21 protein-coding genes are annotated in these 23,776 nt (G+C 74.5%); 20 read left to right on the top strand and 1 reads right to left on the bottom strand.

Going from position 1 to position 23,776, the window contains the following annotated elements:
* Window positions 1-272: 272 nt before the first annotated feature.
* From ACZ5T9_RS09145 to ACZ5T9_RS09080, 14 genes are all read left to right on the top strand, one after another.
* The gene (locus ACZ5T9_RS09145) at window positions 273-533 is read left to right on the top strand and encodes a stage V sporulation protein S (protein ID WP_040827856.1); all 261 of its coding nucleotides are present in this window, start codon (window positions 273-275) and stop codon (window positions 531-533) included.
* A 103-nt stretch (window positions 534-636) separates the two neighbouring features.
* Window positions 637-4,365, top strand: coding sequence for a chromosome segregation protein SMC (gene smc, locus ACZ5T9_RS09140; protein WP_464832732.1), 3,729 nt, complete (start codon window positions 637-639; stop codon window positions 4,363-4,365).
* A 28-nt stretch (window positions 4,366-4,393) separates the two neighbouring features.
* Window positions 4,394-5,329 carry a signal recognition particle-docking protein FtsY gene (gene ftsY / locus ACZ5T9_RS09135; RefSeq protein ID WP_006904996.1) on the top strand — a complete coding sequence of 312 codons (936 nt, stop codon included), beginning with the start codon at window positions 4,394-4,396 and terminating at the stop codon, window positions 5,327-5,329.
* A 236-nt stretch (window positions 5,330-5,565) separates the two neighbouring features.
* Window positions 5,566-6,183: a sigma factor-like helix-turn-helix DNA-binding protein gene (locus ACZ5T9_RS09130; protein WP_464832729.1), complete on the top strand. Its 618-nt coding sequence runs from the start codon at window positions 5,566-5,568 to the stop codon at window positions 6,181-6,183.
* Between the two features lie 9 nt (window positions 6,184-6,192).
* Window positions 6,193-7,530 (top strand): signal recognition particle protein, encoded by a 1,338-nt coding sequence (gene ffh, locus ACZ5T9_RS09125; RefSeq protein WP_464832727.1) that lies wholly within the window; start codon window positions 6,193-6,195, stop codon window positions 7,528-7,530.
* A gap of 157 nt (window positions 7,531-7,687) precedes the next feature.
* A complete protein-coding gene (gene rpsP / locus ACZ5T9_RS09120) occupies window positions 7,688-7,960 on the top strand; it encodes a 30S ribosomal protein S16 (RefSeq protein ID WP_006904993.1) in 273 nt (90 codons plus the stop codon).
* 118 nt (window positions 7,961-8,078) lie between these two features.
* A complete protein-coding gene (locus ACZ5T9_RS09115; protein WP_006904992.1) occupies window positions 8,079-8,336 on the top strand; it encodes a KH domain-containing protein in 258 nt (85 codons plus the stop codon).
* A gap of 2 nt (window positions 8,337-8,338) precedes the next feature.
* Window positions 8,339-8,836 carry a ribosome maturation factor RimM gene (rimM, locus tag ACZ5T9_RS09110; RefSeq protein WP_040827851.1) on the top strand — a complete coding sequence of 166 codons (498 nt, stop codon included), beginning with the start codon at window positions 8,339-8,341 and terminating at the stop codon, window positions 8,834-8,836.
* A gap of 44 nt (window positions 8,837-8,880) precedes the next feature.
* Window positions 8,881-9,648, top strand: a complete 768-nt coding sequence (gene trmD, locus ACZ5T9_RS09105) for a tRNA (guanosine(37)-N1)-methyltransferase TrmD (protein WP_464832724.1) — start codon at window positions 8,881-8,883, stop codon at window positions 9,646-9,648.
* A 98-nt stretch (window positions 9,649-9,746) separates the two neighbouring features.
* On the top strand, window positions 9,747-10,088 hold the full coding sequence (rplS, locus tag ACZ5T9_RS09100) for a 50S ribosomal protein L19 (RefSeq protein ID WP_006904989.1): 342 nt from the start codon (window positions 9,747-9,749) through the stop codon (window positions 10,086-10,088).
* Between the two features lie 123 nt (window positions 10,089-10,211).
* Window positions 10,212-10,733 carry a signal peptidase I gene (gene lepB, locus ACZ5T9_RS09095; RefSeq protein WP_006904988.1) on the top strand — a complete coding sequence of 174 codons (522 nt, stop codon included), beginning with the start codon at window positions 10,212-10,214 and terminating at the stop codon, window positions 10,731-10,733.
* Window positions 10,734-11,022: 289 nt separating this feature from the next.
* Entirely contained in the window at window positions 11,023-12,006 is a 984-nt protein-coding gene (locus tag ACZ5T9_RS09090; protein ID WP_464832721.1) for a YlqF/YawG family GTPase, read from the top strand.
* A 249-nt stretch (window positions 12,007-12,255) separates the two neighbouring features.
* Window positions 12,256-13,071 (top strand): ribonuclease HII, encoded by an 816-nt coding sequence (locus ACZ5T9_RS09085; protein WP_464832719.1) that lies wholly within the window; start codon window positions 12,256-12,258, stop codon window positions 13,069-13,071.
* 242 nt (window positions 13,072-13,313) lie between these two features.
* Entirely contained in the window at window positions 13,314-13,715 is a 402-nt protein-coding gene (locus ACZ5T9_RS09080; protein WP_464832717.1) for a YraN family protein, read from the top strand.
* 148 nt (window positions 13,716-13,863) lie between these two features.
* On the opposite strand, the gene ACZ5T9_RS09075 is transcribed toward ACZ5T9_RS09080, so the two are convergent.
* The gene (locus ACZ5T9_RS09075; RefSeq protein ID WP_464832715.1) at window positions 13,864-15,501 is read right to left on the bottom strand and encodes a YifB family Mg chelatase-like AAA ATPase; all 1,638 of its coding nucleotides are present in this window, start codon (window positions 15,499-15,501) and stop codon (window positions 13,864-13,866) included.
* A 152-nt stretch (window positions 15,502-15,653) separates the two neighbouring features.
* Between ACZ5T9_RS09075 and ACZ5T9_RS09070 the strand changes: the two genes are divergently transcribed.
* The 6 genes from ACZ5T9_RS09070 to hslV all read left to right on the top strand — a co-directional run bounded on the left by ACZ5T9_RS09070 (window position 15,654) and on the right by hslV (window position 23,717).
* Complete coding sequence (locus tag ACZ5T9_RS09070) at window positions 15,654-17,249, top strand: ABC transporter substrate-binding protein (protein ID WP_464832713.1); 1,596 nt, start codon at window positions 15,654-15,656, stop codon at window positions 17,247-17,249.
* Window positions 17,250-17,382: 133 nt separating this feature from the next.
* Window positions 17,383-18,297, top strand: a complete 915-nt coding sequence (gene dprA / locus ACZ5T9_RS09065) for a DNA-processing protein DprA (RefSeq protein ID WP_464832712.1) — start codon at window positions 17,383-17,385, stop codon at window positions 18,295-18,297.
* A gap of 95 nt (window positions 18,298-18,392) precedes the next feature.
* Window positions 18,393-20,525 (top strand): type I DNA topoisomerase, encoded by a 2,133-nt coding sequence (topA, locus tag ACZ5T9_RS09060; protein WP_464832711.1) that lies wholly within the window; start codon window positions 18,393-18,395, stop codon window positions 20,523-20,525.
* A 2-nt stretch (window positions 20,526-20,527) separates the two neighbouring features.
* Window positions 20,528-21,901, top strand: a complete 1,374-nt coding sequence (trmFO, locus tag ACZ5T9_RS09055; protein WP_006904980.1) for an FADH(2)-oxidizing methylenetetrahydrofolate--tRNA-(uracil(54)-C(5))-methyltransferase TrmFO — start codon at window positions 20,528-20,530, stop codon at window positions 21,899-21,901.
* A gap of 4 nt (window positions 21,902-21,905) precedes the next feature.
* Window positions 21,906-23,015: a tyrosine recombinase gene (locus ACZ5T9_RS09050; RefSeq protein ID WP_464832709.1), complete on the top strand. Its 1,110-nt coding sequence runs from the start codon at window positions 21,906-21,908 to the stop codon at window positions 23,013-23,015.
* Window positions 23,016-23,168: 153 nt separating this feature from the next.
* Entirely contained in the window at window positions 23,169-23,717 is a 549-nt protein-coding gene (hslV, locus tag ACZ5T9_RS09045) for an ATP-dependent protease subunit HslV (RefSeq protein ID WP_464832707.1), read from the top strand.
* Window positions 23,718-23,776: the final 59 nt, after the last annotated feature.

Genomic DNA, 23,776 nt, shown 5'->3' with positions numbered 1-23,776 from the left:
CCGGCACCTCCGCTCCGGCACCGGGCACCGGCCCTCGCCCCGCCGGCGGGCCCTGCAGCCCGCTGCCGGCCCCGAACCACCGGCGTCCGGTGCCGGGCCGGACCCGGTACGGTGCAGCGCCTTTCGGTCCGCTGCCGCCGGAGCGGCGGAAGGAACCCCCTCCCATCCCGCCGAAACATCCTCCGAGACCTGCCTGCGACGAGGGTCGCCTGCGTTGCATCCGTTCAAGCACAGCCGTTTCCATGGCTCACTCTGGGGGAGGAGTCGCCGTGGTGCAGGTGCTGAGGGTCTCGGCCAACTCGCGGCCCAAGGCGGTTGCCGGGGCGCTGGCGGCGGTGCTGCGGGAAGACGGCGCCGCGGAGGTGCAGGCTATCGGGGCGGGGGCCGTCAACCAGGCGGTCAAGGCCATCGCCATCACCCGGGGGTACGTGGCGCCCAACGGCATCGACCTCGTGGTGATCCCGGCCTTTGCCGACATCGAGATCGACGGCCAGCAGCGTACGGCCATCAAGTTCATCATCGAGCCCCGCTAGCCATCGCCCGGTGCCCCGGGGGCGCGCCCGGGGCCGGGTTCGTCCTACGACCTGCCCGTTGGACCCGGTGCCACGGCAGGTTTTTTTCTGTCGGGAGGCGGCCATGTACCTGAAACGGCTGGAGCTTTACGGGTTCAAGTCCTTCGCCGACCGCACGCGGCTGGAGTTCGGCCCGGGGATCACGGCCATCGTCGGCCCCAACGGCAGCGGCAAGAGCAACCTGGTCGACGCCGTGCGCTGGGTCCTGGGGGAGCAGAGCGCCCGCCAGCTGCGCGGCAGCAGGATGGAGGACGTGATCTTCGCCGGTACGGCCACCCGCAAGGGAGTGGGGCTGGCCGAGGTGGTGCTGGTCCTGGACAACGAGGACGGCCGGCTGCCCATCGACTACACCGAGGTGACGGTGGCGCGGCGGGTCGACCGGGCCGGGGGCAGCGACTACCTGCTCAACGGGCAGCGGGTGCGCCTGCGGGACGTGCAGGAACTGCTCTACGACACCGCCATCGGCCGGGAAGCCTACTCGGTGGTGGGGCAGGGCAAGATCGACGAGATCCTCAGCGCCCGGGACGAGGACCGCCGCGGGCTGCTGGAGGAGGCGGCGGGCATCACCCGCTTCAAGGTGCGCAAGAAGGAGGCGCTGCGCCGGCTGGAAGACGCCGAGCACCGCCTGCTCCGCCTGGGGGACATCCTGCGCGAGCTGGAAGACCGCCTGGACGGCCTGACGGAGCAGGCCCGCCGGGCCCACCTCTACCGGCAGTGGCGGGACGAGCTGGTCGACCTGGAGGCCCGCATGGTCACGGCGCAGGCCGTCCAGGCCCAGCGGCGCCTGGCGGACCATGCCCGGCGGCTTGAGGCCGTGCGGCAGCAGGTGGCCGCCGCCCGCCGCCGGCTGGAGGAGGCCGGGGCGGCCCGGGACGACCTGCGCGCCCAGGTCCGGCACCAGGAGCAGCAGGTGGAGGCGGCCCAGGCGGCCCTGGCCGAGGCCGAGCGGGCCCTGGAGGCGGTGCGCACCCGCCTGGCGGTGCTGGATGAGCGGGCCGCCCAGCTGGCGAGCCGGGAGCAGGAGCTGGGCCGGCGGGCAGAGGAACTGGCGGCCCAGCGCCAGGCCGGGACCGCGGGTGCCGAGGAGGCTGCCCGCCGTCACCAGGCCCTGCTGGCCGAGCTGGAGGCGACACGGCAGGCGGAGCAGGAAGCCCGGTCCGCGGTGGCGGAAGCGGGGGCGGCCGTGGCCCGGGCGGAAGAGGCGCTGGCCGCGGCCCGAGAGGCGCACCTGGAGGCCTTGCAGGAACTCAGCCGGCTGCGCAACGAGCAGCAGGCCCGCCAGCGGGAGCAGGCCCAGGCCGCCCAGCGGGCCGAGCGCCTGCGCCAGCGCCTGGAGGGGCTCGAAGCCGAGGCCCGGCGCCTGGCCGAGGAGGAGGCCGCCGTCGAGGCGGAGCTGGAGCGCCTGGCGGCGGCCGCCGCGGAGGCCGCCCGCCGGGAGGAGGCGGCGCGCCGCGCCCTGGAGGCGGCCCAGGCGGAGGCCCGGGCTGCGGGCCGGGAGGCCCAGCAGCTGCGCCAGCAGGCGGGGGAGGCCTCGTCCCGGCTGCGGGTGCTGGAGGAGATGGAACGGGAGCACGAGGGCTTCTTTGCCGGCGTCCGGGCCGTGCTGGCCGGCCGGGATGGGGGCGATCCGGCGTACCGGGAGGTCATCGGCGCCGTCGCGGAACTGATCCAGGTGGAGCCGCGCCTGGAGCGGGCGGTGGAGGTCGCCTTGGGGCCGGCCCTGCAGCACCTGATCACGCGGACGGCGGCGGGGGCCGAGGCGGCCATCGAGGCGCTGAAGCGTGCCCGGGCCGGGCGGGCCACCTTCCTGCCCCTGGACACCATCCGTCCCTCGGCCCCGGCCGATGCCGATCGCCGTCTGGACCGCCAGCCGGGCGCTGTGGCCTGGGGCATCGACGCGGTCCGGTTCGATCCCGCCCTGCGGCCCGCCCTGGCCAACCTGCTGGGCCGGATCCTGATCGCGGAAGACCTGCCCGCAGCCCGCCGGCTGGCGGCGGCCAGCGGCTACCGGTACCGGATCGTCACCCTGGAAGGCGACGTGATCCATCCCGGCGGCGCCATGACCGGCGGCCATGACAGCCGCCGGCAGGAGTCCGCCGGCCTTCTGGCCCGGCGGCGCCAGGTGGAGGCCCTGCGGCAGCGGGTCCAGCAGCTGGCCGGGGCCCTGGAGCAGGTGGAAGACCGCCGCCGCAGGGCGGAGGACGCGGCCGCCCGGGCCGCTGCGGATTTGGAGGCCGCGCGCCAGCAGCGGCAGCAGGGGGCGGTGAGCCGGGCCCGGCTGGAGCAGCAGCGCCAGGCCGCCGCCCAGCAACGTCAGCGGCTGGGGCGCACCATGGCCGACGTGCAGTCCGAGCTGGAGGAACTGGCGGTCCCGGCCAGGGACGGCGGCGGGCCGGCGCCGGACCAGGTGGAAGCGGCCGAGGCCCGGGCCCGGGAGGCCGCCGCGGCGGTGGCTGCAGCGGAAACGGCCCTTCAGCAGGCCCGGGCCCGGCGGGACCAGGTGACCGGCGACCTGGCTCGGGCCACGGCCCGGGTGGAGGGCCTCACCCGGGAGGGGAGGCTTCTGGCCGAGCAGCTGGAGCGGGCGCGCCAGGAGGCCCGGCGCCTGGAACTGGACGAAGACCGGCGCCGGGAGGAGGCGGCCCAGCTGGCCCGGGAACAGGCGGAGGTGGCCGCCCAGCGGCAGCGGCTCCAGGAGGCGGTGGCCGAGGGCGAGGCCCGGGTGGCCGCCTGCCGCCAGGCGCTGGCCGAAGCCCGGGAGGCCCGGGCCCGGCTGGCGGCCCGGCTGGACGCGGTGGAAGGGGAGTCGGTGGCCGCCCGGGCCGAGCTGGACCGGCTGTCGGACGAGCTGCGGCGGCTGGAGGTGGAGGCGGCCCGGCTGGAGAGCGAGCGGGACCGGCTGGTCGCCCGGCTGGCCGAGGACTTCGGCGTCCAGGAGGTGCCCGACGAACCCCCGGCAGGCTGGCAGGAGGGGGAGCGGCGGGTGGCCGAGCTGCGGCGGCGCATGGCGGCCCTGGGCGAGGTCAACCTGGCGGCGGTGGAGGAACACGAGCGGGTTTGCCAGCGGTACGCCTTCCTGGAGCGCCAGTACCGCGACCTGCAGCAGGCCCGCGAGGCGCTGCGCGCCGTCCTGGCCGAGATGGACCGGGAGATGGAGCGCATCTTCCGGGTGACCTACGAGCGGCTGCGGGCGGAGTTCCGCCAGGTGTTCCGGGAGCTCTTCGGCGGTGGCCACGCCGACCTGATCCTGGGCGAGGGGGATGCCCTGGAGGCCGGGGTCCAGGTGGTGGCGCAGCCGCCGGGCAAGAAGCTGCAGCACCTCTCGCTGCTCTCGGGCGGCGAGCGGGCCCTGACCGCCATCGCCCTCCTGCTGGCGCTGATCCGGGTGAAGCCCACGCCCTTCTGCCTGCTGGACGAGATCGACGCCGCCCTGGACGACCGCAACGTGGAGCGGTTCGCCCGTTACCTGCGGCGGTTCAGCGGCACGCAGTTCATCGTGATCACCCACCAGAAGGGGACCATGGCCGCTGCGGATACCCTCTACGGGGTGACCATGCCCGAGTCGGGGGTGTCGCGGGTGGTGTCGGTGCGCCTGGCCGAGGTGGCCGCCGCGGGCGAGGGCGAAGGGCGCGGGACGGTCCCCGGTGCGGCCGGGAGCGAGAGGGAAGCCCGCCGGCCGGCCGGTGCCGAGGAGCAGGCCGGCGGGACCGCCCCCGGCCGGGAGGAGGCGGGTCGAGGCCCGAGCCCCGCGGGTGCGACCCGCCAGGGAGCCATGGAGGTCGCGGGGGATTGAACGCCTCTTCAGAGAGGAAGGTCGGACCGTGATCTGGAGCAAGCTCAAGGCGGGCCTGGCCCGGACCCGGGAGCAGCTGGCCGGCCGGATCCGGGCCGTGGTCCAGGGCGCGGCCCTGGATGAAGCCCTGTTTGAAGAGCTGGAGGCCGTGCTGATCACCGCCGACGTGGGGGTGGCCACCACCCAGCGGCTGCTGGAGCGGCTGCGGGAGCGGGTGCGGGCGGAGGGGGTGCGGGATGCCGCCGCCGTGCCGGGACTCCTGGCCGAGGAGATGCGGGGCATGCTGGAAGCGGTGGCCGCGCCGCCCGCGGCGCCGGGCCGGGGCCCCGGTCCCCTGGTGATCCTGGTGGTCGGGGTCAACGGCAGCGGCAAGACCACCACCGTGGGCAAGCTGGCGGCCCGGTATCGCCAGGAGGGGTGGAAGGTGGTGGTGGGGGCGGCCGACACCTTCCGCGCCGCGGCCATCGACCAGCTGGAGCGCTGGTGCCAGCGGGCGGGGGCCGACCTGGTGCGCCAGCACCCGGGAGCCGATCCGGCGGCGGTGGCCTTCGACGCCCTGCAGGCGGCCCAGGCCCGGGGTGCCGACGTGCTGCTGGTCGACACGGCCGGCCGGCTGCATACCCGGGTCAACCTGATGGAAGAACTCCGCAAGACGCAACGGGTCCTGCAGCGCCTGGATCCCACGGCGCCCCATGAGGTGCTGCTGGTGCTGGACGCCACCACGGGCCAGAACGCCCTGGCCCAGGCACGGCACTTCACCGAGGCCGTGGGCGTGACCGGCATCGTCCTGACCAAGCTGGACGGAACGGCGCGGGGCGGCATGGTGGTGGCCATCGCCGACCAGTTGCGGCTGCCGGTGAAGTGGGTGGGTACCGGCGAGGGGGCCGACGACCTGGCGCCCTTCGACCCGGGCGAGTTCACCCGGGCCCTCTTCGAGGGCACGCCGGCCGGCGCGGGGGCCTGAGGGCTCGAGGAAAGAAACCTGGCTGCCGGCGCGGCCCCGCACCCGACGGGCGGCGCCCGGTGCGGTCCGGCGCCCTTTATTCCGGCGGGGGCGGCCTCACGGCCTCACGGCTCTTTCAGGCCTGCCACCTGCCGGGGATGTGTCAAGGATTTTTGCTTGACACGCTGCCCGGGGTGGCGTACCATGGCGGGCGGTGCAGCCACCGGATCGGCCCAGGTCGACGAGGAGGCGCGATCATGCCCGACGCCAGGGCTCCGGGCCGCAGGCCCCGATCCACCGGCGGGACGAACCCGGCGGCCGCCGGGGGCGCCGGACCGGCGGAGCCGGCACCGCCGGCGGCGGGCCCGGCACGGGCAGGCGCCGGGGAAGGGGCCGGCGGCGGCAGGCCGGGACCGGGCGAAGGGGCGGCCGCTGCGCTGGAGCCCCTGGAGCGGACCTTGCGCCTGCACCGCCTCTACGACCTCTACCGGGGGCTGCTCACACCCCGCCAGCAGGATGTCTTCGAGCTGTACCACTGGCAGGACCTCTCCCTGGGGGAGGTGGCCGAGCACCTGGGCATCTCCCGCCAGGCGGTGCACGACCTGTTGCGGCGCAGCGAGGCCTTGCTGGAGGAAACGGAAGGCGTCCTGGGGCTGGGGGCGTGGCGGCAGCGGGCGGCCGGCCACCTGGACCGCCTGGAGGCCGCTCTGGGTGCTGCCGCGGCGGCGGCCGGGACGGGTGGCCCGGCCGGGAGGCCTCTTCAAGAGGCGCTGGCCATCGTGCAGGTGCTGCGCCGCGAGCTGGAGGCGGGGCCCGTTCCTCCCGGTGCGAACCCGGGCGGGGCGGAACGGGCCAGGCCGGCACCGGCGAGGTGAGGTGTGAGCATGGCCTTCGAGGGCCTGGCGGAAAAGCTGCAGGCGGTCTTCAAACGGCTGCGCGGAAAGGGGAAGCTGACCGAGGCCGACGTGGAGGCGGCCCTGCGGGAGGTACGCCTCGCCCTGCTGGAGGCCGACGTCAACTTCAAGGTGGTCAAGGACTTCATCGCCCGGGTGCGGGAACGGGCGGTGGGCCAGGAGGTCCTGGAAAGCCTGACCCCGGCCCAGCAGGTCATCAAGATCGTCCACGACGAGCTGACCCAGCTGATGGGTGGCCATTATGCCCGGCTCGACCTGGGCGGCGAGCTGCCGGCCGTGGTGATGCTGGTCGGATTGCAGGGGTCGGGCAAGACGACCACCGCCGCCAAGCTGGCCCGGCTCCTCACCCGCCAGGGACGCCAGCCGCTGCTGGTGGCCGCCGACGTCTACCGTCCTGCGGCGGTGGAGCAGCTGGTCACTCTGGGCCAGCAGGTCCAGGTGCCCGTCTACGCGCCGGGCACCGATCGCGATCCGGTGGACATCGCCCGGGAGGGGGTGGCCGAGGCCCGGCGCCGGGGCCGGGATGTGGTGCTGATCGATACCGCCGGCCGGCTGCACATCGACGACGCCCTGATGGAGGAGCTGGAGCGCATCCGGCAGGCGGTGGCACCGCGGGAGATCCTGCTGGTGGTCGACGCCATGACCGGCCAGGACGCCGTCAACGTGGCCGAGACCTTCCACCGGCGCCTGGGCATCGACGGCGTCATCCTGACCAAGCTGGACGGCGACGCCCGGGGCGGTGCGGCCCTGTCGGTGCGGGCGGTGACGGGGCGGCCGATCAAGTTCGCCGGGCTGGGGGAGCGGGTCGACCAGCTCGAACCCTTCCACCCGGAGCGCATGGCCTCCCGCATCCTGGGCATGGGCGACGTGCTCTCGCTGATCGAGAAGGCCCAGGCGGCCTTCGACGCCCAGCAGGCCCAGCGGCTGGAGCGCAAGCTGCGGGAGCAGGCCTTCGACCTGGAGGACTTTCTCGAGCAGCTGCGCCAGGTGCGCAAGATGGGGCCGCTGGACCAGCTGCTGGCCATGATCCCGGGGCTGGGCGGCCGGCTCAAGGACGTGACGGTGGACGAGCGGGAGCTGCGCCGGATCGAGGCCATCATCCAGTCCATGACCCCCGAGGAGCGGCGGCGGCCCGAGATCATCAACGCCAGCCGCCGCCGGCGGATCGCCATGGGCAGCGGTACCCGGGTGCAGGACGTCAACCGCCTGCTCAAGCAGTTCGCCGAGACCCAGCGCCTGATGAAACAGGTGGCGGGAGCCGCCCGGCGGGGCCGGCGCGGCCTGGGCAACCTGCCCTTCCCCCGCTAGCGGGCTCCGTACCGCCGGGACCGGGGGCCGGGTCCATGGCCGGTCGAGGCCACGGCCGGTCGGGCGGGCGACGGCGGGCTGCCGGCAGCTCCCGTCCAGCCGGCCCTCCGGGTGACGGGGCGGGCCGAATCCAAGCGTCTTCGTGAGGTGATGCTGCGTGGCGCTGCGCATGCGCCTGCGCCGGATGGGCGCCAAGAACAATCCCTTCTACCGCGTGGTGGTGGCCGACGCCCGCTCGCCGCGGGACGGCCGGTTCGTCGACGAGATCGGGTACTACAACCCCACCACCGATCCGGCCACCATCAAGATCAACGAGGAGAAGGCCATCGAGTGGCTGCGCAAGGGGGCCCAGCCCACGGACATGGTCCGGGTGCTCCTGAAGCGCACGGGCGTGCTGGAGAAGTGGCAGCAGCGGCGGGCCGGTGCTTGACAGGCGGATGCCGCCGGGCCGGCCGCGGGGCGCGGGCGCTGCGGGTGAGCTCCGGCAGCAGGGTCTTTCTCCTGCGGCGGGGCGGCCAGGGCCCGGGAGGCGATCGAGGTGACGCAGGATGAAGGAACTGGTGGAGTTTCTCGTCCGCTCCCTGGTGGACGATCCCGACCAGGTGCGGGTCAACGAGGTGGCGGGCGAGCAGACGGTGATCCTCGAGGTGCGGGTGGCCCCGGAGGACGTGGGCAAGATCATCGGCAAGCAGGGCCGCATCGCCCGCGCCATCCGCACGGTGGCCCGGGCCGTGGGCGCCCGCGCCGGCAAGCGGGTGGAAGTGGAGATCCTGGACGGGGACGGGCGGGGCACGGCCGCCCGGTAACCCTGGCTGCCGTCCTGGCGCCCTGGGGCATCCGTGGCGAGGTCAAGGTCGACCTGCTGAGCGACGACCCCCGGCGCCTGCAGCCCGGTCTGGAGGTGCTGGTGGCGCCGCCGGACGGCGGGCCCCTGCGAGCCGACCGGGTGGAATGGGCACGGCCCCACGGCCGGTTCTGGCGGGTGAAGCTGGCCGGCTGTCCCGACCGGACGGCGGCAGAGGCGTTGCGGGGCGGGCGGTTGCAGGTGCCGGAGGACCAGGTGCCGCCCCTTCCGCCCGGCCGATATTACGTCTTCCAGCTGGTGGGGCTCGACGTGGTGGACTCCGGCGGCCGGAAGGTGGGCCAGGTGCGGGATGTGCTGCGCTATCCGGCCAACGACGTCATCGTGGTGGAGGGGGACGGGGGACGGGAGTTTCTGATCCCCGCCATCCGCCAGGCCGTGGAGGCCGTCGACCTGGAGCGCGGGCGCCTGGTCCTGGGCGACTTGCCCGGCCTGCTGGACTAGCGAGGATCCCGGCCCCGCGGCCCGGTACGGCAAGGAGGAGTGGCGTGCGCATCGACGTGCTGACCCTGTTCCCGGAGATGGTGCGGGCGCCCCTGGAGACCAGCATGATGCGCAAGGCCCGGGAGCGGGGCGCGGTGCGCCTGTTCGTCCATGACCTGCGGGACTGGGCGGAGGGCAAGCACCACGTCGCCGACGACCGGCCCTTCGGGGGCGGCCCGGGGATGGTGCTGAAGCCCGAGCCCATCTTCCGGGCGGTGGACGAGCTGCTGGGTCCCGGAGGGGCCCGCAGCCGCGGGCCGGGAGTGGAGTTCATCCTGCTGGCCCCCCAGGGCCGGACCCTGACCCAGCAGGTGGCGGCCGACCTGGCCCGCCGGCACTGGCTGGTCCTGCTCTGCGGCCACTACGAGGGCGTGGACGAGCGGGTGCGCCAGGCCCTGGTCACCGACGAGATCTCCATCGGCGACTACGTCCTGACCGGGGGCGAGCTGGCGGCGCTGGTGCTGATCGACGCCGTGGTCCGGCTGCTGCCCGGGGTGCTGGCGGAGGGTGCCGCGGAGCAGGACTCCTTCGCCAGCGGGCTGCTGGAGGGCCCCCAGTACACCCGCCCGCGGGTGTACCGGGGCATGGCGGTGCCCGAGATCCTGCTGTCGGGGGACCACGGGGCCGTGGCCCGCTGGCGGCGGGAGCAGGCGCTGCTGCGGACCCTGGAGCGCCGGCCCGACCTGCTGCAAAGGGCCCAACTCACCCCCGAGGACCGGCGGTTTCTCGCCCAGGCGGCCGCGCGGCTGGGGAGGAACCGGCTGCCGGTGTGATATAATCCCGCCGTGATCGGCGCCGCCGGGCCGGCCTTGGGGCGGCAGGTCCGCGGACGGGGTGGCAGGTTCACAAGCGGGTGAAGGAGCGAGACAGGATGGACCTGATCAAGAGCCTGCAGCAGGAGTACATGAAGCAGGACGTGCCCGATTTCGGTCCGGGCGATACGGTGCGGGTGCACTTGAAGGTGAAGGAAGGCGGCCGCGAGCGGATCCAGGTCTTCGAGGGCACGGTGATCGCCCGGCGCGGGGGTGGGCTGGACGAGACCTTCACCGTCCGGCGCATTGCCTCCGGGGTCGGCGTGGAGCGGGTGTTCCCCCTGCACTCGCCGGCCATCGAGCGGATCGAGGTGACCCGGCGCGGCAAGGTGCGGCGGGCGCGGCTCAACTACCTGCGCCAGCTGCGGGGCAAGGCGGCGCGGATCAAGGAGAAGCGGTAACGGTCGCCGCGGCGGCCGGTTCATCCAGGGACTGGGTATCCAGTCCTTTTCTCGTTTTGGCCGTCCAGTCCTGGCATCCCCCGGTGCAGGGCCGGGGGCGGGCGGAGAGGAGTGACCCCCCAGGTGGCGTCGCGGGGAGGCGCCGCCCGCGAGGTCGTGCAGACCTTGCTGGTGGCGCTGGTGCTGGCGCTGGTCATTCGCGGGTTCGTCATCGAATCCTTTCTGGTGGACGGCATCTCCATGGAGCCTACCCTGCACGACGGCGAGCGCCTGCTGGTGGACAAGTTGACCTACCGCTGGCACCCGCCCCAGCGCTTTGACATCGTCGTCTTCCGCTATCCTCTGGATCCGGCCCGGGATTTCGTCAAGCGGGTGATCGGCCTGCCGGGCGAGACGGTGGAGATCCGCCAGGGACAGGTCTACGTCGACGGACGCCCGCTGGAGGAACCCTATCTGAAACAGGCGGGCGAGGACTTCTACCCGCCCACCACGGTGCCGCCGGGCCACGTCTTCGTGCTGGGGGACAACCGCCCCCACTCCGATGACAGCCGCAGCGGGTGGACGGTGCCCATGCGGGACATCATCGGCAAGGCCTGGCTGGTGTACTGGCCGCCGGCGGAGGCGGGGCTGGTTCCCCACCCCTGAAGCGGGTGCCCGGCCCCGGGGCGCGGAGCGGCCGATCTCCGGGCCGTAAGGCCCCGGGCCCGGCGGGGTCACGGCCCCCGCGATACGGGCCGCGCCGGCCGGCGGGGCACCGGCCCGGGCATGGGGTCCCCTCCGGGCACGGGGTGTGTTCCCGGCACGGGCGCGGGGTGCGCTGGACCGGCGAGGGGCGCCCAGAGGGGGCAAGCCGCCGCCGGGACGGTGTTCGGACCCGAAGACGGGAGGGAGCCCCAGGGGCGCTTCCTCCGGTCCCGGGAAGGGGGGGGTTGGGGTGGCCGAGGGCGGTGCACTGAAGGGGCATATGGCCCGGGCGCTGCGCCAGGTACGGCGCTACCTGGAGGCGGTGGACGCCGTGGTCGAAGTGGCGGATGCCCGGGCCCCCTTTACCTCCCGTTCCCCCCAGCTGGCCGCCCTCATGGAGGGCCGGCTGCACCTGCTGGTCCTGTCCCGGGGTGACCTGGCCGATCCCGCCACCACCCGGGCCTGGGTCGACTGGTTTTCGTCCCAGGGCATCGAGCCCTACGTGGGCGAGGGACCGGGCGACGCCCGGCTGGTGAGCCGGCTGCGGCGGCGGCTGGCCCGGGCGCCGGCGGCCTTCAAGCCGCGGGTGCTGGTGGCGGGCCTGCCCAACGTGGGCAAGTCGACCCTGCTGAACAGCCTGGCGGGGCGGCGGCGGGCGCGGGTGGGCGCCCAGCCGGGGGTGACCCGCGGCAAGCAATGGGTCGACCTGGGATCCTTCTGGCTGATGGACACGCCCGGCGTGCTGCCGCCCCGCCTGGGCGGCACCCGGCGGCTGGTGCTGGGCGCCCTGGGGCTGGTCGGCCCCGAGCTGGCGGGGCCGGAAGAGATCGCCGCCTTCTTGCTTAAGCGGCTGGGCGGCGCGCCGGCGTTCCGGCAGGCCCTGGGCCGCTGGGGGGTCGAGGGTCCCCGGCTGCCGGCTGGCGTGCCGGGGCAGGAACCACCCGGCCCGGGTCAGGGGGGGGAGCCTCCCGCCGCCGCGCACGGGCCGGGTCCTGGGCAGCCCGCGGCCGGGCGTCCCCCGGCCGGTGGCGGGGCGGCGGGCGCCGATGGACGGGCGCTGGCCCAGGTGGTCCTGGAGCAGGTGGCGCGGCAGCGGGGCCTGCTGGGGCCGGGCGGGCAGCCCGATATCCACTGCGCCGCCGCGGTGATGGTTGCGGCCTTTCGCGCCGGGGAGCTGGGCCGGTTCTCCCTGGAGCACCCCAGGATGCTGGCCGGTCCGGGACAGGGCGCGTGACGGCCGGCCTCCGGGAACCGAAAGGACCGGAGCCCGGTGCACGGCGGGCAGCCGGGCGCCTCAAGCCGCGCTCCCTGCCGCCGGGCCGGGCCGGGCGGCAGGACTGAGCCATTGTTTGTATAAAATGGTTACATATGGCTGAAGTGCTTTCACAGAAGGAGACGGCCATGGCCTGGGGACGGCCATGCAGCGAACATGGGTCCGGCGGGTCGTGACGGGAGGCGGGGCGATGGGGAGGGCAAGCCCGGCGTGAGAGCTGGCAGCCAGGACCGCAGGCCGGCGCGGGATCCGGGGGCTGGCGAAGGCAGGTTGCCCCTGGCCCGGCTGGCGGCGCGGCTGGACGAAGCCGACGATGAGCAGTTGCCCGCCCTGATCCGCCAGCTGGAGTCCGACCCCCGGGCGGGAGCCCGGATCCTGCTGCAGCGGGCCCGGCGACGGTGGCTGCGCTGGCAGCAGGCGCGGGCAAGGTGGGCCGAGCTGGCGGCGGCCCAGGACCAGGTGGCCGGCGACCTGCAGGTGGCGGGCGTCGACGAGGTGGGGCGCGGCTGCCTGGCGGGCCCGGTGGTGGCCGCCGCCGTGATCCTGCCTGCCGGTGCCCACCTGCTGGGACTGGATGACTCCAAGCGCCTGACCCCCGCCGCCCGGGAGCAACTGGCCGCCCGCATCCGCCAGCAGGCCGTGGCCTGGGCCGTCGGGCTGGCGACGCCCCAGGAGATCGATGCCCTCAACATCTGGCATGCCACCCGCCTGGCCATGCGCCGGGCGCTGGACGCCCTGGCGGTGATGCCCCAGCGGGTGCTAGTCGACGGCCGCCCGCCGGGGGACCTGGGGTATCCCCTGGACGCCCTGGTCGACGGCGACGCCCGGTATGCGGCCATCGCCGCCGCCTCGGTGGTGGCCAAGGTTTACCGTGACGCCTGGATGAGCCGGCTCGACCGGGAGTATCCCGCCTACGGGTTCGCCCAGCACAAGGGCTATGCCACCGCCGCCCACCGCCGGGCCCTGGCACGATACGGCCCGTGTCCCGAACACCGCCGCAGCTTTCTGGGGGCGGCGGGACGATGACGGGGCCGGTTCGTCCGCCGGAGATGGGCGGGGTGCCGGGAAGGGACCGGGATCCCGGGGAAGCCGGCGGCCGTGGGGCCGTGGGGATGCCCGGGGAGGGCGGGGGGCCGGAAGGCCCGCCAAGGCCCGGGGCCGGCGGGCCGTGGCGCCCGGAAGGCGAAGCCGCGGCCCCGGACCTGGGGGCCGGCTGCGGGCGGCCCGTCCGGGGGCAGGCGCCGGGTGCGGCGCCTGGCGGCCGCCCGGTGCGGGACAACCGCGGGGAACTGGGGCGCCGGGCCGAAGAGCTGGCGGCCCGGCACCTGGCCGCCCTGGGCTACCGGATCGTCGCCCGCAACGTGCGCTGCCCGGCGGGCGAGGCGGATCTGGTCTGCCGGGAAGGGGGCGAGTGGGTGGTGGTGGAGGTACGATCCCGCCGCCATCCGGCCCGGGGCGAGCCGTCCTTCGGCACGCCGGCCCAATCGGTGGACGGCCGCAAGTTCCGCCGGCTGGTCACGGCCGGCCAGTGGTTCCTGGCCCGGGCCGGCGTGCCCGACGCACCTTGGCGGATCGACCTGGTGGCCGTGACCTGGCCGAGCACGCCGCAAGCCGGGGAAGTTCCGGAGATCACCGTGTTCCGCCGGCTGGAGGGCGGCGCCCAGCGCTGATGCCCCCGCGGGTCCGGGAGGGTTCCGGGCGGGCCCCTGATCCCGCGGATGCCCCCAGCTGGCGGGGCGGGGGCCGGTTCTGTCTTCCGGAGACGCCGGGCTGCCGGGCTACGGGCACAGGGACCGCGGGAGTGGGCGGGGCCGGTCTTCACCATCCCGGTGGAAAGCGGAACTCCGCCGCCAGTTCGATATCATCCACCGTCACCTCGTCGCGGCCTTCCAGGTCCGCCGCGGTGCGGGCCACGCGGAGCACCTTGACCAGCCCCCGGCTGGAGAGGCCAAGGCTCGCATCCCGGTAGAGGGTGTCCAGCAGGCGCCGGGCCGCAGGCCCCATGGGGGCCCAGCGCGCCGCGTCGCCCGCTTCCAGCCAGCGGTTGACGGGCGGCTGTCCCCGCGGGTGGCTCAGGCCCAGCCGGTGGAACCGGAGGGCCTGGAGCTGCCGTGCCGCCTCGACCCGCTCCCGCACGGTCCGGGAGTCCTCCCTCGGGGCGGCGGCCGTGGGGGGCAGGGCGGCACGCCGGACCCGGACCTGCAGGTCGATGCGGTCCAGCAGGGGGCCCGACAGGGCCTGCCGGTACCGGGCCACCTGCCGCTCCGAGCAGTGGCAGCGGCCACCGGGCTGGCCACAAGGGCAGGGGTTGGCCGTAGCGACCAGCTGGAAGGCGGCGGGGAAGCGCTCGGCGCCGGCCAGCCGCGCCACGGTGACATGGCCCGCCTCCAGCGGCTCCCGCAGAGCCTCGAGGGTCTCCCGGCGGAATTCGGCCAGTTCGTCTAGAAGCAGCACGCCCCGGTGGGCCAGGCTGGCTTCGCCGGGCCGGGGGACCTTGCCCCCGCCCACCATGGCGGCCACCGGAGTGGCATGATGGGGTGCGCGCAGCGGCGGGCGCTGGATCAGGCCGGCGCCGGGCGGGAGCTGGCCGGCCACCGAGTGGATGGCCGTCACCTCGATGGCCGCCTCGCCGTCCAGCGGCGGCAGCAGGCCGGGCAGGCACGAGGCCAGCAGCGTCTTGCCGGCCCCAGGCGGGCCCAGCAGCAGCAGGTGATGCCCGCCGGCGGCGGCCAGTTCCAGGGCCCGGCGGGCCCAGGGCTGGCCGCGCACGGACGCCAGGTCGGGCAGGGGCGCCGGGGGGCCTGGAGCGCCGGGGTCGCCAGCGGCTTCCGGCAGCGGTACCGGCGGAGGCAGGACGGGTCCCGCCAGCCAGTCCAGCAGGTCGTCCAGGCGCCGGGCGGGCAGCGGCCGGATCCCGGGCAAGAGGGCCACCTCCCTCGCGTTGGCGGCGGGGCAGACCAGGTGGGTCACTCCCTGCTGGCGGGCCGCCACGGCCATGGACAGGGCGCCCCGCACCGGCCGCACCGATCCGTCCAGCCCCAGCTCGCCGAAGACGGCCCACCCCGGCGGGGGCGCCGGGGCCTGACCGCTGGCCGCCAGCAGTCCCAAGGCGACGGCCAGGTCCAGGGACGTGCCTTCCTTGGGCAGGTCGGCGGGGCTCAGGCTGACGGTGATGCGGTGGAGGGGGAAGCGCCGGCCCGACGCGCGGACGGCAGCCCGGACCCTCTCTCTCGCCTCCCGCACCGCCGTCGAGGGCAACCCCACGACGACAAAGTGGGGAAGGCCGCGGTCGACCACGGTCTCGACCAGCACGGGCATGGCGCGCCAGCCGGTGCAGGCCAGGCCCAGGATGGTGGATGCGCCAAAGGCCCAAGGCGGAGGGCCGCCGCCCTCTCCGGCCTCCCACGCCCCCCGGCTCTCCGGGGCGGGGAGCACCGCCTCCTCCGTATCCGGCACGGGCCTCACCTCCCCCTTGACCACGGTGCTCGCGTGATGTAATTATATGGTATAAAGGTAAACAATGGCAACCCCCGGCGCGGTGGCAGGGGGCCGGGGCATGGGGCGGTAGGGGAGGGCGTATACATGCCCCGGCGGCGGAGGTGGGATCCATGGCGCCGGGGCGCTGGCGGTGGACGCTGGTCGTCGCGGTGGTACTGCTCTTTGCCCTGGCCTGGTGGGGCGGGGGCCCGGCCCAGCCCACAGGCCAGCGGCCGCCCGGGCAGCCTGGCGGCCGCTGGGTGGAGAGCGTGCCCGCTCTGCCCGCCTCCCTCGATCCGGCCCGCGCCCGGTCCGAGGTGGAGGTCCGGGTGGCCTCCCTGCTCTATGAGGGCCTGGTCCGCCTGGGCCCCGACGGGAAGATCCGGCCGGCCCTGGCGCGGCGCTGGGAAGTGGGCGACGGCGGCCGGCGGTACGTCTTCTGGCTTCGCCCCGGCCTGCGCTTCCACAACGGGAGACCGCTGACGGCGGCGGATGTGGTCTTCAGCCTGACACGGCTGGCCGATCCGCGGCATCCTGCACCGCGGGCCTGGGTCCTGGAAGGGGTGGAGGGCGTTTCTGAATACCGGCTGGGACAGGCTCCCGCCATCCGCGGCATCCGGGCGCTGGGGCCCGATCGGGTGGAAATCCGCCTCAGCGGGCCCCGGCCGGCCTTTATGTACCGCCTGGCCACGCCGGGGGCCGCCGTCCTGGATGCCGAGACGGTCCGGGCGTCCGGCAGCGGTGCCTTCCCAGCGGTGGGGCTGGGCCCCTTCCGGCTGGTGGCGCAGGAGGGCCGGGAGCTGCGGCTGGCGGCCTTTCCGGACTACTACAGGGGCCGGCCGTACCTGGACGAGGTACGGCTGGTGGCCGGCGGTCCCCGTTCCCAGGTCCTCGGCGCCTTTGCCGCCGGCCGGCTCTCCGCCATCCGGCTGCTGCCCCACGAGGTGCGGGAGCTGGCGGCCCGGGGGTGGGCGGGACCCCAGTGGCCGGCAGACCTGCCGGCCACGGTCTGGATCGACGTCAACGGGGCCCGGCCGCCCCTGGACCGGCCCGCTGTGCGGCAGGCCCTGGCTTACGCCACCGACCGCGAGACCCTGATCGCCGGCCTGGCGCCCGGCGGCTACCGCCTGGCCGAGGGCTGGCTGCCGCCCGGCTGGCCGGGCTTCCGGCGCACGCCGGTGCTTCCGCCCTATCGGGTTCTGGAGGCCCGGGCCGCCCTGGAGCGGGCCGGCCTGAAGCCCGGTACCACGCTGCGCTGGCTCCAGCCCGGCGATCCCTTCTGGGCGGCGGTGTCGGGGCGCCTGGACTACCTGCTGGGCCGGGCCGGCCTGGAACTGGATGTGGCCACCGTGGCCTACGCCGACTTTCCCCCGGCCGCAGGCCGGCGGGCGCCCTATCACCTGGCACCCCGGACCCTGTGGGCCGAGTATCCCGACCCGGAGGCCGTCTTCCTGCCCTGGCTGGGCGGGGCGGACGGCGGGCCGGCCGCGGCGCAGGATCCGGCGGTCCGGCAGGCCCTGGGTGAGCTGCTGACGGCTTCGGGACGCCGGCGGGGCGAAGCGGCTGCACGGCTCGACCGCACCCTGCTGGAGGCGATAGCGGGCCTGCCCCTCTACCACCCCGTGGCGGTCTGGGCGGTGCAGCCGGGAGTGCGCGGGTTCGTCCCCTCGCCCTTCCCCCAGGGGGCCGACCTCTGGGCCGTGTCCCTGGAAGAACCGGCCCGGTAGACCGAACGCACGCACCGGCGCCGGGGCGCAGGCCGCCGGGGCGCAGGCCGGCCGCGGGGACAAGTCCCACGACACCCTGGCCGAAAAGATCCGCCAATCCGGCACGATCCGCCAACCCTAGGAGGAATGGCCCGTGGACCCTGCCCACGCGTGGATGGGCCTGCTCGCCCTGCCGGGTCTCGGCCGGCAGCGAGCCCGGCAGCTCGCTGCAGCGCTGGGCGGCCCGGTACCGGCCTGGGAGGCCCCCGATTCCGCCTGGCGCGAGGTGGGCGCCGCGCCGGCAGGCGTGCTGGAGCGGGCCCTGGAGGCCCGCCGGCGCACCGATCCCGCGGTGCTGGCCGGAAGGGCGCGAGCCGTTGGCGTTCACTGGCTGAGCTGGGAAGATCCCGCCTACCCGCGGCGGCTGCGCGAGGTGGCCGATCCGCCGCTCATCCTTTATTACAGGGGGCGGTTGCCCTCCCAGGCGGTGCCCTGGGTGGCCGTGGTGGGTTCGCGCAAGGCCTCGGCGTACGGGACCCAGGTGGCCTTCCGGCTGGCCGCCGACATGGCGGCGGCGGGCTGGGTGGTGGTGTCGGGCCTGGCCGTGGGCATCGACGGCGCCGCCCACCGGGGGGCCCTGTCCGGCGGCGGGGTGACGGTGGCCGTCCTGGGCCACGGGCCCGACCGGGTCTATCCCGAGGAGCACCGCCCGCTGGCGGCCCAGGTGGCGGCCCGGGGCTGGCTGGTGTCGGAGTACCCGCCGGGGACGCCGGCGGAGGCCTTCCGCTTCCCCGAGCGGAACCGCATCCTGGCCGGCCTGTGCGACGGCGTGGTGGTAGTGGAGGCCGCCCCGCGCAGCGGGGCTCTGGTGACCGCCGATCTGGCCCTCGATGCCGGCAGGGCGGTGATGGCGGTGCCGGGTCCCGTGACGCGGCGCCAGGGTCAGGGGATCCTGGAGCTGTTGCGGGCAGGGGCACCGCCGGTGGCCGGGCTGGAGGACGTGAAGGCGGTGCTGGCCGGACAAGGCTGGCCGGACTCGCCCTGGACCGGGGCTGCCGGCTCGTCCTGAAGGCGTCACCAGGAAATGCCACTGCGCGTTGCCGCCCCTCCCGTGCCAGTGCTACACTAAGTTGCAACGCGCCATGGCGCCGGAGTGTGATCCCATTGCCCAGGACGCTGATCATCGTCGAGTCGCCGGCCAAGGCGAAGACGATCAAGAAGTTTGTCGGGCGCGACTATGCCGTCGAGGCCTCCATGGGCCATGTGCGGGACCTTCCCAAGAGCCAGCTCGGGGTGGACATTGACGACCACTTCACGCCCCACTACATCACCATCCGCGGCAAGGGCAAGCTCATCGAGCGGCTGCGGCAGCAGGCGCGCCAGGTGGACCGGGTCCTCCTGGCCACCGACCCCGACCGGGAAGGCGAGGCCATCTCCTGGCATCTCTGCCAGCTTCTTGACATCGACGAGAGCTCCCCGTGCCGGATCGTGTTCCATGAGATCACCCGGGAGGCGGTGCGCCGCGCCCTGAAGGAGCCGCGCCCCATCGACGAGAACCTGGTGGACGCCCAGCAGGCGCGGCGGGTGCTGGACCGCTTGGTGGGCTACAAGTTGAGCCCGCTGCTGTGGCGGAAGGTGCGGCGCGGCCTCTCCGCCGGCCGGGTCCAGTCGGTGGCCGTGCGCCTCATCGTCGACCGGGAGGAAGAGATCGAGGCCTTCACGCCCCAGGAGTACTGGACCCTGGAGGCCGATCTGGAGCGGCTGCCGGGCGGGGAGACCTTCACCGCCCGCTATTACGGCGACGCCGAGGGAAAGAAGGAGTTACCTGACCGGGCCACCGTCGACCGCCTGCTGGCCGACCTGGAGGGGCGGCCCTTCTCCGTCCTGGGCGTCGAACGCAAGGAACGGAAGCGCAACCCGGCGCCGCCTTTCACCACCTCGACCCTGCAGCAGGAAGCGGCCCGGAAGCTGGGGTTCACCGTGCGCCGCACCATGCGCATCGCCCAGGAACTGTACGAAGGGATCGAACTGCGGGGCGAGGGCGCCGTGGGTCTGGTGACCTACATCCGTACGGACTCGACCCGCATCGCCGACCAGGCCCTGGACGAGGCGGCCGCCTACATCGCCGCGCGCTTTGGCGCCGAGTTCTCGGCGCCCCGCAAGCAGGCGGGGCGGCGGGCAGCACAGGCCCAGGATGCCCATGAGGCCATCCGCCCCACGTCGGTGGCCCGGGAACCCGACGCCATCAAGGACGATCTGACGCCCGACCAGTACAAGCTCTACCGGCTGATCTGGGAGCGGTTCGTCGCCAGCCAGATGGCCCCGGCGGTGCTGGATACCGTCACCGTGGAGATCGGGGCCGGTCCCCACCGCTTCCGGGCGACCGGTTCGACCGTCAAGTTCCCGGGCTTCATGAAGCTCTACGTGGAGGGCCGGGACGAGGGGGGCGAAGGGGAGGGCGACGAGGCGGAGGGCATGCTCCCCGACCTTGCAGAGGGCGATGCCCTGGCGCTCAAGCAGCTGCGGCCGGAGCAGCACTTCACCCAGCCGCCCCCGCGCTACACCGAGGCCATGCTGGTCCGGGCCCTGGAGGAAAAGGGCATCGGCCGGCCCAGCACCTATGCGCCCATCATCGAAACCATCCAGGAGCGGGGCTACGTGGTGAAGGAAGACCGGCGCTTCCGGCCCACCGAGCTGGGCCGGGTGGTCACCGCGTTGCTGAAGGAGCACTTTCCCGACATCGTGGACGTGGAGTTCACCGCCCGCATGGAGGCCGACCTGGACCGCATCGAAGAGGGCCAGCGGGAATGGGAGGATGTGGTCCGGGATTTCTACGAGCCCTTCAGCGCCACCCTGGCCCGGGCGGAAAGGGAGATCCAGCGCGTTGCCCTGCCCGTGGAGGAGACGGACGAGATCTGCGAGAAGTGCGGCCGGCGCATGGTGATCAAGCACGGGCGCTACGGACGCTTCCTGGCCTGCCCGGGCTTTCCCGAGTGCCGCAATACCCGGCCCCTGGTGGAGAAGACCGGCGCCCGCTGCCCGCGCTGCGGCGGGGAGATGGTGCAGCGCCGGTCCCGCAAGGGCCGGGTCTTCTACGGGTGCAGCAACTATCCGGAGTGCGACTTCACCACCTGGGACCGGCCCACGGCGGAAACCTGCCCCGAGTGCGGCACCTTCCTGGTGGAGAAGCGGTCCCGCCAGGGGGTGCGCCTGGTCTGCGCCAACCCCCAGTGCACCTACCAGCGGGAAGGGGCCGCCGAGACCGCCGGCGCCGGTGCCGGGGCGGGGAGGCGTTGAGCATGGCGGAACGAGTCACGGTCATCGGCGGCGGCCTGGCGGGCAGCGAAGCCGCTTGGCAGGTCGCCCGCCGGGGCATTCCGGTGCGGCTTTACGAAATGCGGCCGGTGAAATCCACCCCGGCCCACCACACGGGCCAGCTGGCCGAGCTGGTCTGCAGCAACTCCCTGCGGGGGAACCAGCTAGACCAGGCGCCGGGGTTATTAAAGGAAGAGATGCGGCGGCTGGGCAGCCTGATCATGGCGGCGGCCGACGCCAGCGCCATTCCGGCAGGAAGCGCCCTGGCCGTCGACCGGGAGGAGTTCGCCCGGCGCGTCACGGAGGCCATCACCGCCCACCCGCTGATCGAGGTGGTGCGGGAAGAGGTGACGGAGCCGCCCGCGGAAGGTCCCGTGATCATCGCCACCGGACCCCTGACCTCCGACGCCCTCTCCAAGTGGATCCGGTCCTTCACCGGCGAGGAGTACCTGGCGTTCTTCGATGCCGCCGCGCCCATCGTCACCTACGAGTCGTTGGATCTGTCCAAGCTGTTCCGCGCGTCCCGCTACGACAAGGGCAGCGGCGACGACTACCTGAACAGCCCCATGACCCGGCAGGAGTACGAGGCCTTCTGGCAGGCCCTGGTCGAAGCGGAAAAGCACGTGCCCCACGACTTCGAACAGGGCCTGTTCTTCGAAGGCTGCCTGCCCATCGAGGAGATGGCCCGCCGGGGTCCGGACACCCTCCGCTACGGGCCCTTGAAGCCCGTGGGCCTGGTCGACCCCCGCACGGGCAAGGAGCCCTACGCCGTGGTCCAGCTGCGCCGGGACAACCGCTACGGCACCCTGTACAACCTGGTGGGCTTTCAGACGAGCCTCAAGTGGGGCGAGCAGAAGCGGGTCTTCCGCATGATCCCGGGCCTGGAGAACGCCGAGTTCGCCCGGTACGGGGTGATGCACCGCAACACCTTCATCTGCTCGCCCAAGGTGCTCAAGCCCACCATGCAGGCGCGGAAGCGCCCCGACCTGTTCTTCGCCGGCCAGATCACCGGCGTGGAAGGGTACATCGAATCGGCCGCCACGGGCATCGTGGCGGGCATCAACGCGGCCCGGCTGGTGCGCGGGGAAGAACCCGTCGCCTTTCCGGCCGAGACGGCCCATGGGGCCCTGACCCGGTACATCACCGAAGCGCATCCCGACCACTTCCAGCCGATGAACATCGCCTTCGGCCTGTTGCCGCCCCTGGAGCGGCGGGTGCGGGACCCGCGGCGCCGCAAGCTGCTCATGGCCGAGAGGGCCCTGGCCGCGCTGGAGCGGTTTGCCCCCGCCCGGCTCCCCGAGACCGTGCCGGGGCCGGCGGTCCCGGGCGGTGACCCGGCGCCTGTGCCCGGGCGGTGAGACCGTGACCCGGATCCCTGCCGGTTCCCGCCCGGCTGCCGACGTGGTGGAGGCCTACCTGGATCACCTGCGCCTGGAGCGGGGTCTTTCCCCCCGCACGGTGGAGGCGTACGCGGGGGATCTGGCAGGCTGGCTCGATTTCCTGGGCCTGGAGCCGCCCGTCGGGGCGGCGGCCCTGGCGGGCGTCAGCGGCCGTGACCTGCGCCGCTGGCTGGCCCATCTGGAAGAACGCGGCCTGGCCCGGGCGTCCGTCGCCCGCAAGCTGGCGGCGGTGCGGGGCCTTTTCCGCTACGCCGTGCGGGAGGGCTGGCTGTCGGCCAGTCCCGCCGCCCGCCTGGCCACGCCGCGGCTCCGGCGGCGGCTGCCGCGGGTGTACACCCCGGAGGAAGCCCAGGCCCTGCTGGAGGCGGCGGCCTCGGGCCAGGGTCCGGCGGCCTTGCGGGACCGGGCCATCTTGGAACTCCTCTACGGCTGCGGCCTGCGGGTGGCCGAGCTCAGCGGGCTCGACCTGGACGACGTGGACCTGGAGGGCGGCTGGCTGCGGGTGTACGGCAAGGGCCGAAAGGAGCGGATCCTGCCGCTGGCCGGTCCGGTGGCGGCAGCCCTCCGGGCGTACCTGGAGGAAGGGCGCCCCGGGTTCCTGGAAGGCCGGCGGCACCGTCCCTGCCGGCCGGCCGATGCCCAGGCCGTGTTCCTCAACCGGTGGGGCGGCCGGCTCTCGCCCCGCGGCATCCAGGCCATCGTGCGGCGGGTGGGGGCGGTGGTGGCGCGGCTGCAGGCCCACCCCCACCTGCTGCGCCACACCTTCGCCACCCACCTGCTGGACGGCGGCGCGGGGCTCAGGGCGGTCCAGGAGCTGCTCGGCCACGCCAGCCTGGCCGCAACCCAGGTGTACACCCACGTGTCCCGGGCACGGCTCTGGGCGGTCTACCAGCAGGCCCATCCCCGGGCCCGCCCTGCCCCGGCTGCGGCCATCCCCGCACCGGGGGCTGCGGCGCCGGAGCCGGAGGGCCTGGGCGCCCCGCCCTCGGCAGGCGCACCCGGTTCGCCCGCCGGGTACGGGCCGGCAGGGGGGCGCCAGGGGCTGCAGCCGGGATCGTCGCCGTCCGGGTAGTCCCCGCCGCCGGGGTTCCCGGCGCCGCCCGGGCGGGGTGGTCGCCGCCCGCGGCGGGCAACGGATCCGCGCCCTTCGGCAGGGCGGACCGGCACCGTCACCAGGCCCCAGCACGAGCCGGAAGGCCGGCGGGCCAGAGCGAGGGATCAGCGCATGGGCGAGGGGCAACCCCGCTTTCACGGCACCACCATCCTGGCCGTGCGCCGCAACGGCCGGGTGGCCATGGCCGGCGACGGCCAGGTGACCCTGCAGCAGCACATGGTGATGAAGCACCGGGCCCGCAAGGTGCGGCGGCTCTACCACGGGCGGGTGCTGGCCGGGTTCGCGGGCAGCGTGGCCGACGCCGTGGCCTTGATGGAGCGCTTCGAGGGGAAACTGGAGGAACACGGCGGCCAGCTGGTCCGGGCGGCGGTGGAACTGGCCAAGGACTGGCGCACCGACCGGCTGCTGCGCCGCCTGGAAGCCCTGCTGGTGGTGGCCGACGCCGACCACCTGCTGCTGGTGTCGGGGTCGGGGGAAGTGCTCGAGCCCGACGACGGGATCGTGGCGGTGGGGTCGGGCGGCGGTTTCGCCCTGGCGGCGGCCCGGGCCCTGGCCCGGCACACGGAACTGGATGCCGCCGCCATCTGCCGGGAGGCGATGCGCATCGCCGCCGAGCTCTGCGTCTACACCAACGACCAGCTGGTGATCGAGGAGCTCTAGCCGTGCTCTCGCCGTACTCTCGCCGTACTCCAGCCGCACGGGCCTGGGCCGGGAGCAAC

This window comes from Thermaerobacter nagasakiensis (assembly GCF_055396825.1).
This window is presented reverse-complemented; position numbering and strand designations above follow the sequence as displayed.

Bases quoted from the DNA above. Each gene is read 5' to 3' on its own strand.
- smc (WP_464832732.1), top strand. From the start codon at position 637: ATGTACCTGAAACGGCTGGAGCTTTACGGGTTCAAGTCCTTCGCCGAC.
- ACZ5T9_RS09130 (WP_464832729.1), top strand. From the start codon at position 5,566: ATGCCCGACGCCAGGGCTCCGGGCCGCAGGCCCCGATCCACCGGCGGG.
- ffh (WP_464832727.1), top strand. From the start codon at position 6,193: ATGGCCTTCGAGGGCCTGGCGGAAAAGCTGCAGGCGGTCTTCAAACGG.
- ACZ5T9_RS09115 (WP_006904992.1), top strand. From the start codon at position 8,079: ATGAAGGAACTGGTGGAGTTTCTCGTCCGCTCCCTGGTGGACGATCCC.
- rplS (WP_006904989.1), top strand. From the start codon at position 9,747: ATGGACCTGATCAAGAGCCTGCAGCAGGAGTACATGAAGCAGGACGTG.
- ACZ5T9_RS09070 (WP_464832713.1), top strand. From the start codon at position 15,654: ATGGCGCCGGGGCGCTGGCGGTGGACGCTGGTCGTCGCGGTGGTACTG.
- trmFO (WP_006904980.1), top strand. From the start codon at position 20,528: ATGGCGGAACGAGTCACGGTCATCGGCGGCGGCCTGGCGGGCAGCGAA.
- hslV (WP_464832707.1), top strand. From the start codon at position 23,169: ATGGGCGAGGGGCAACCCCGCTTTCACGGCACCACCATCCTGGCCGTG.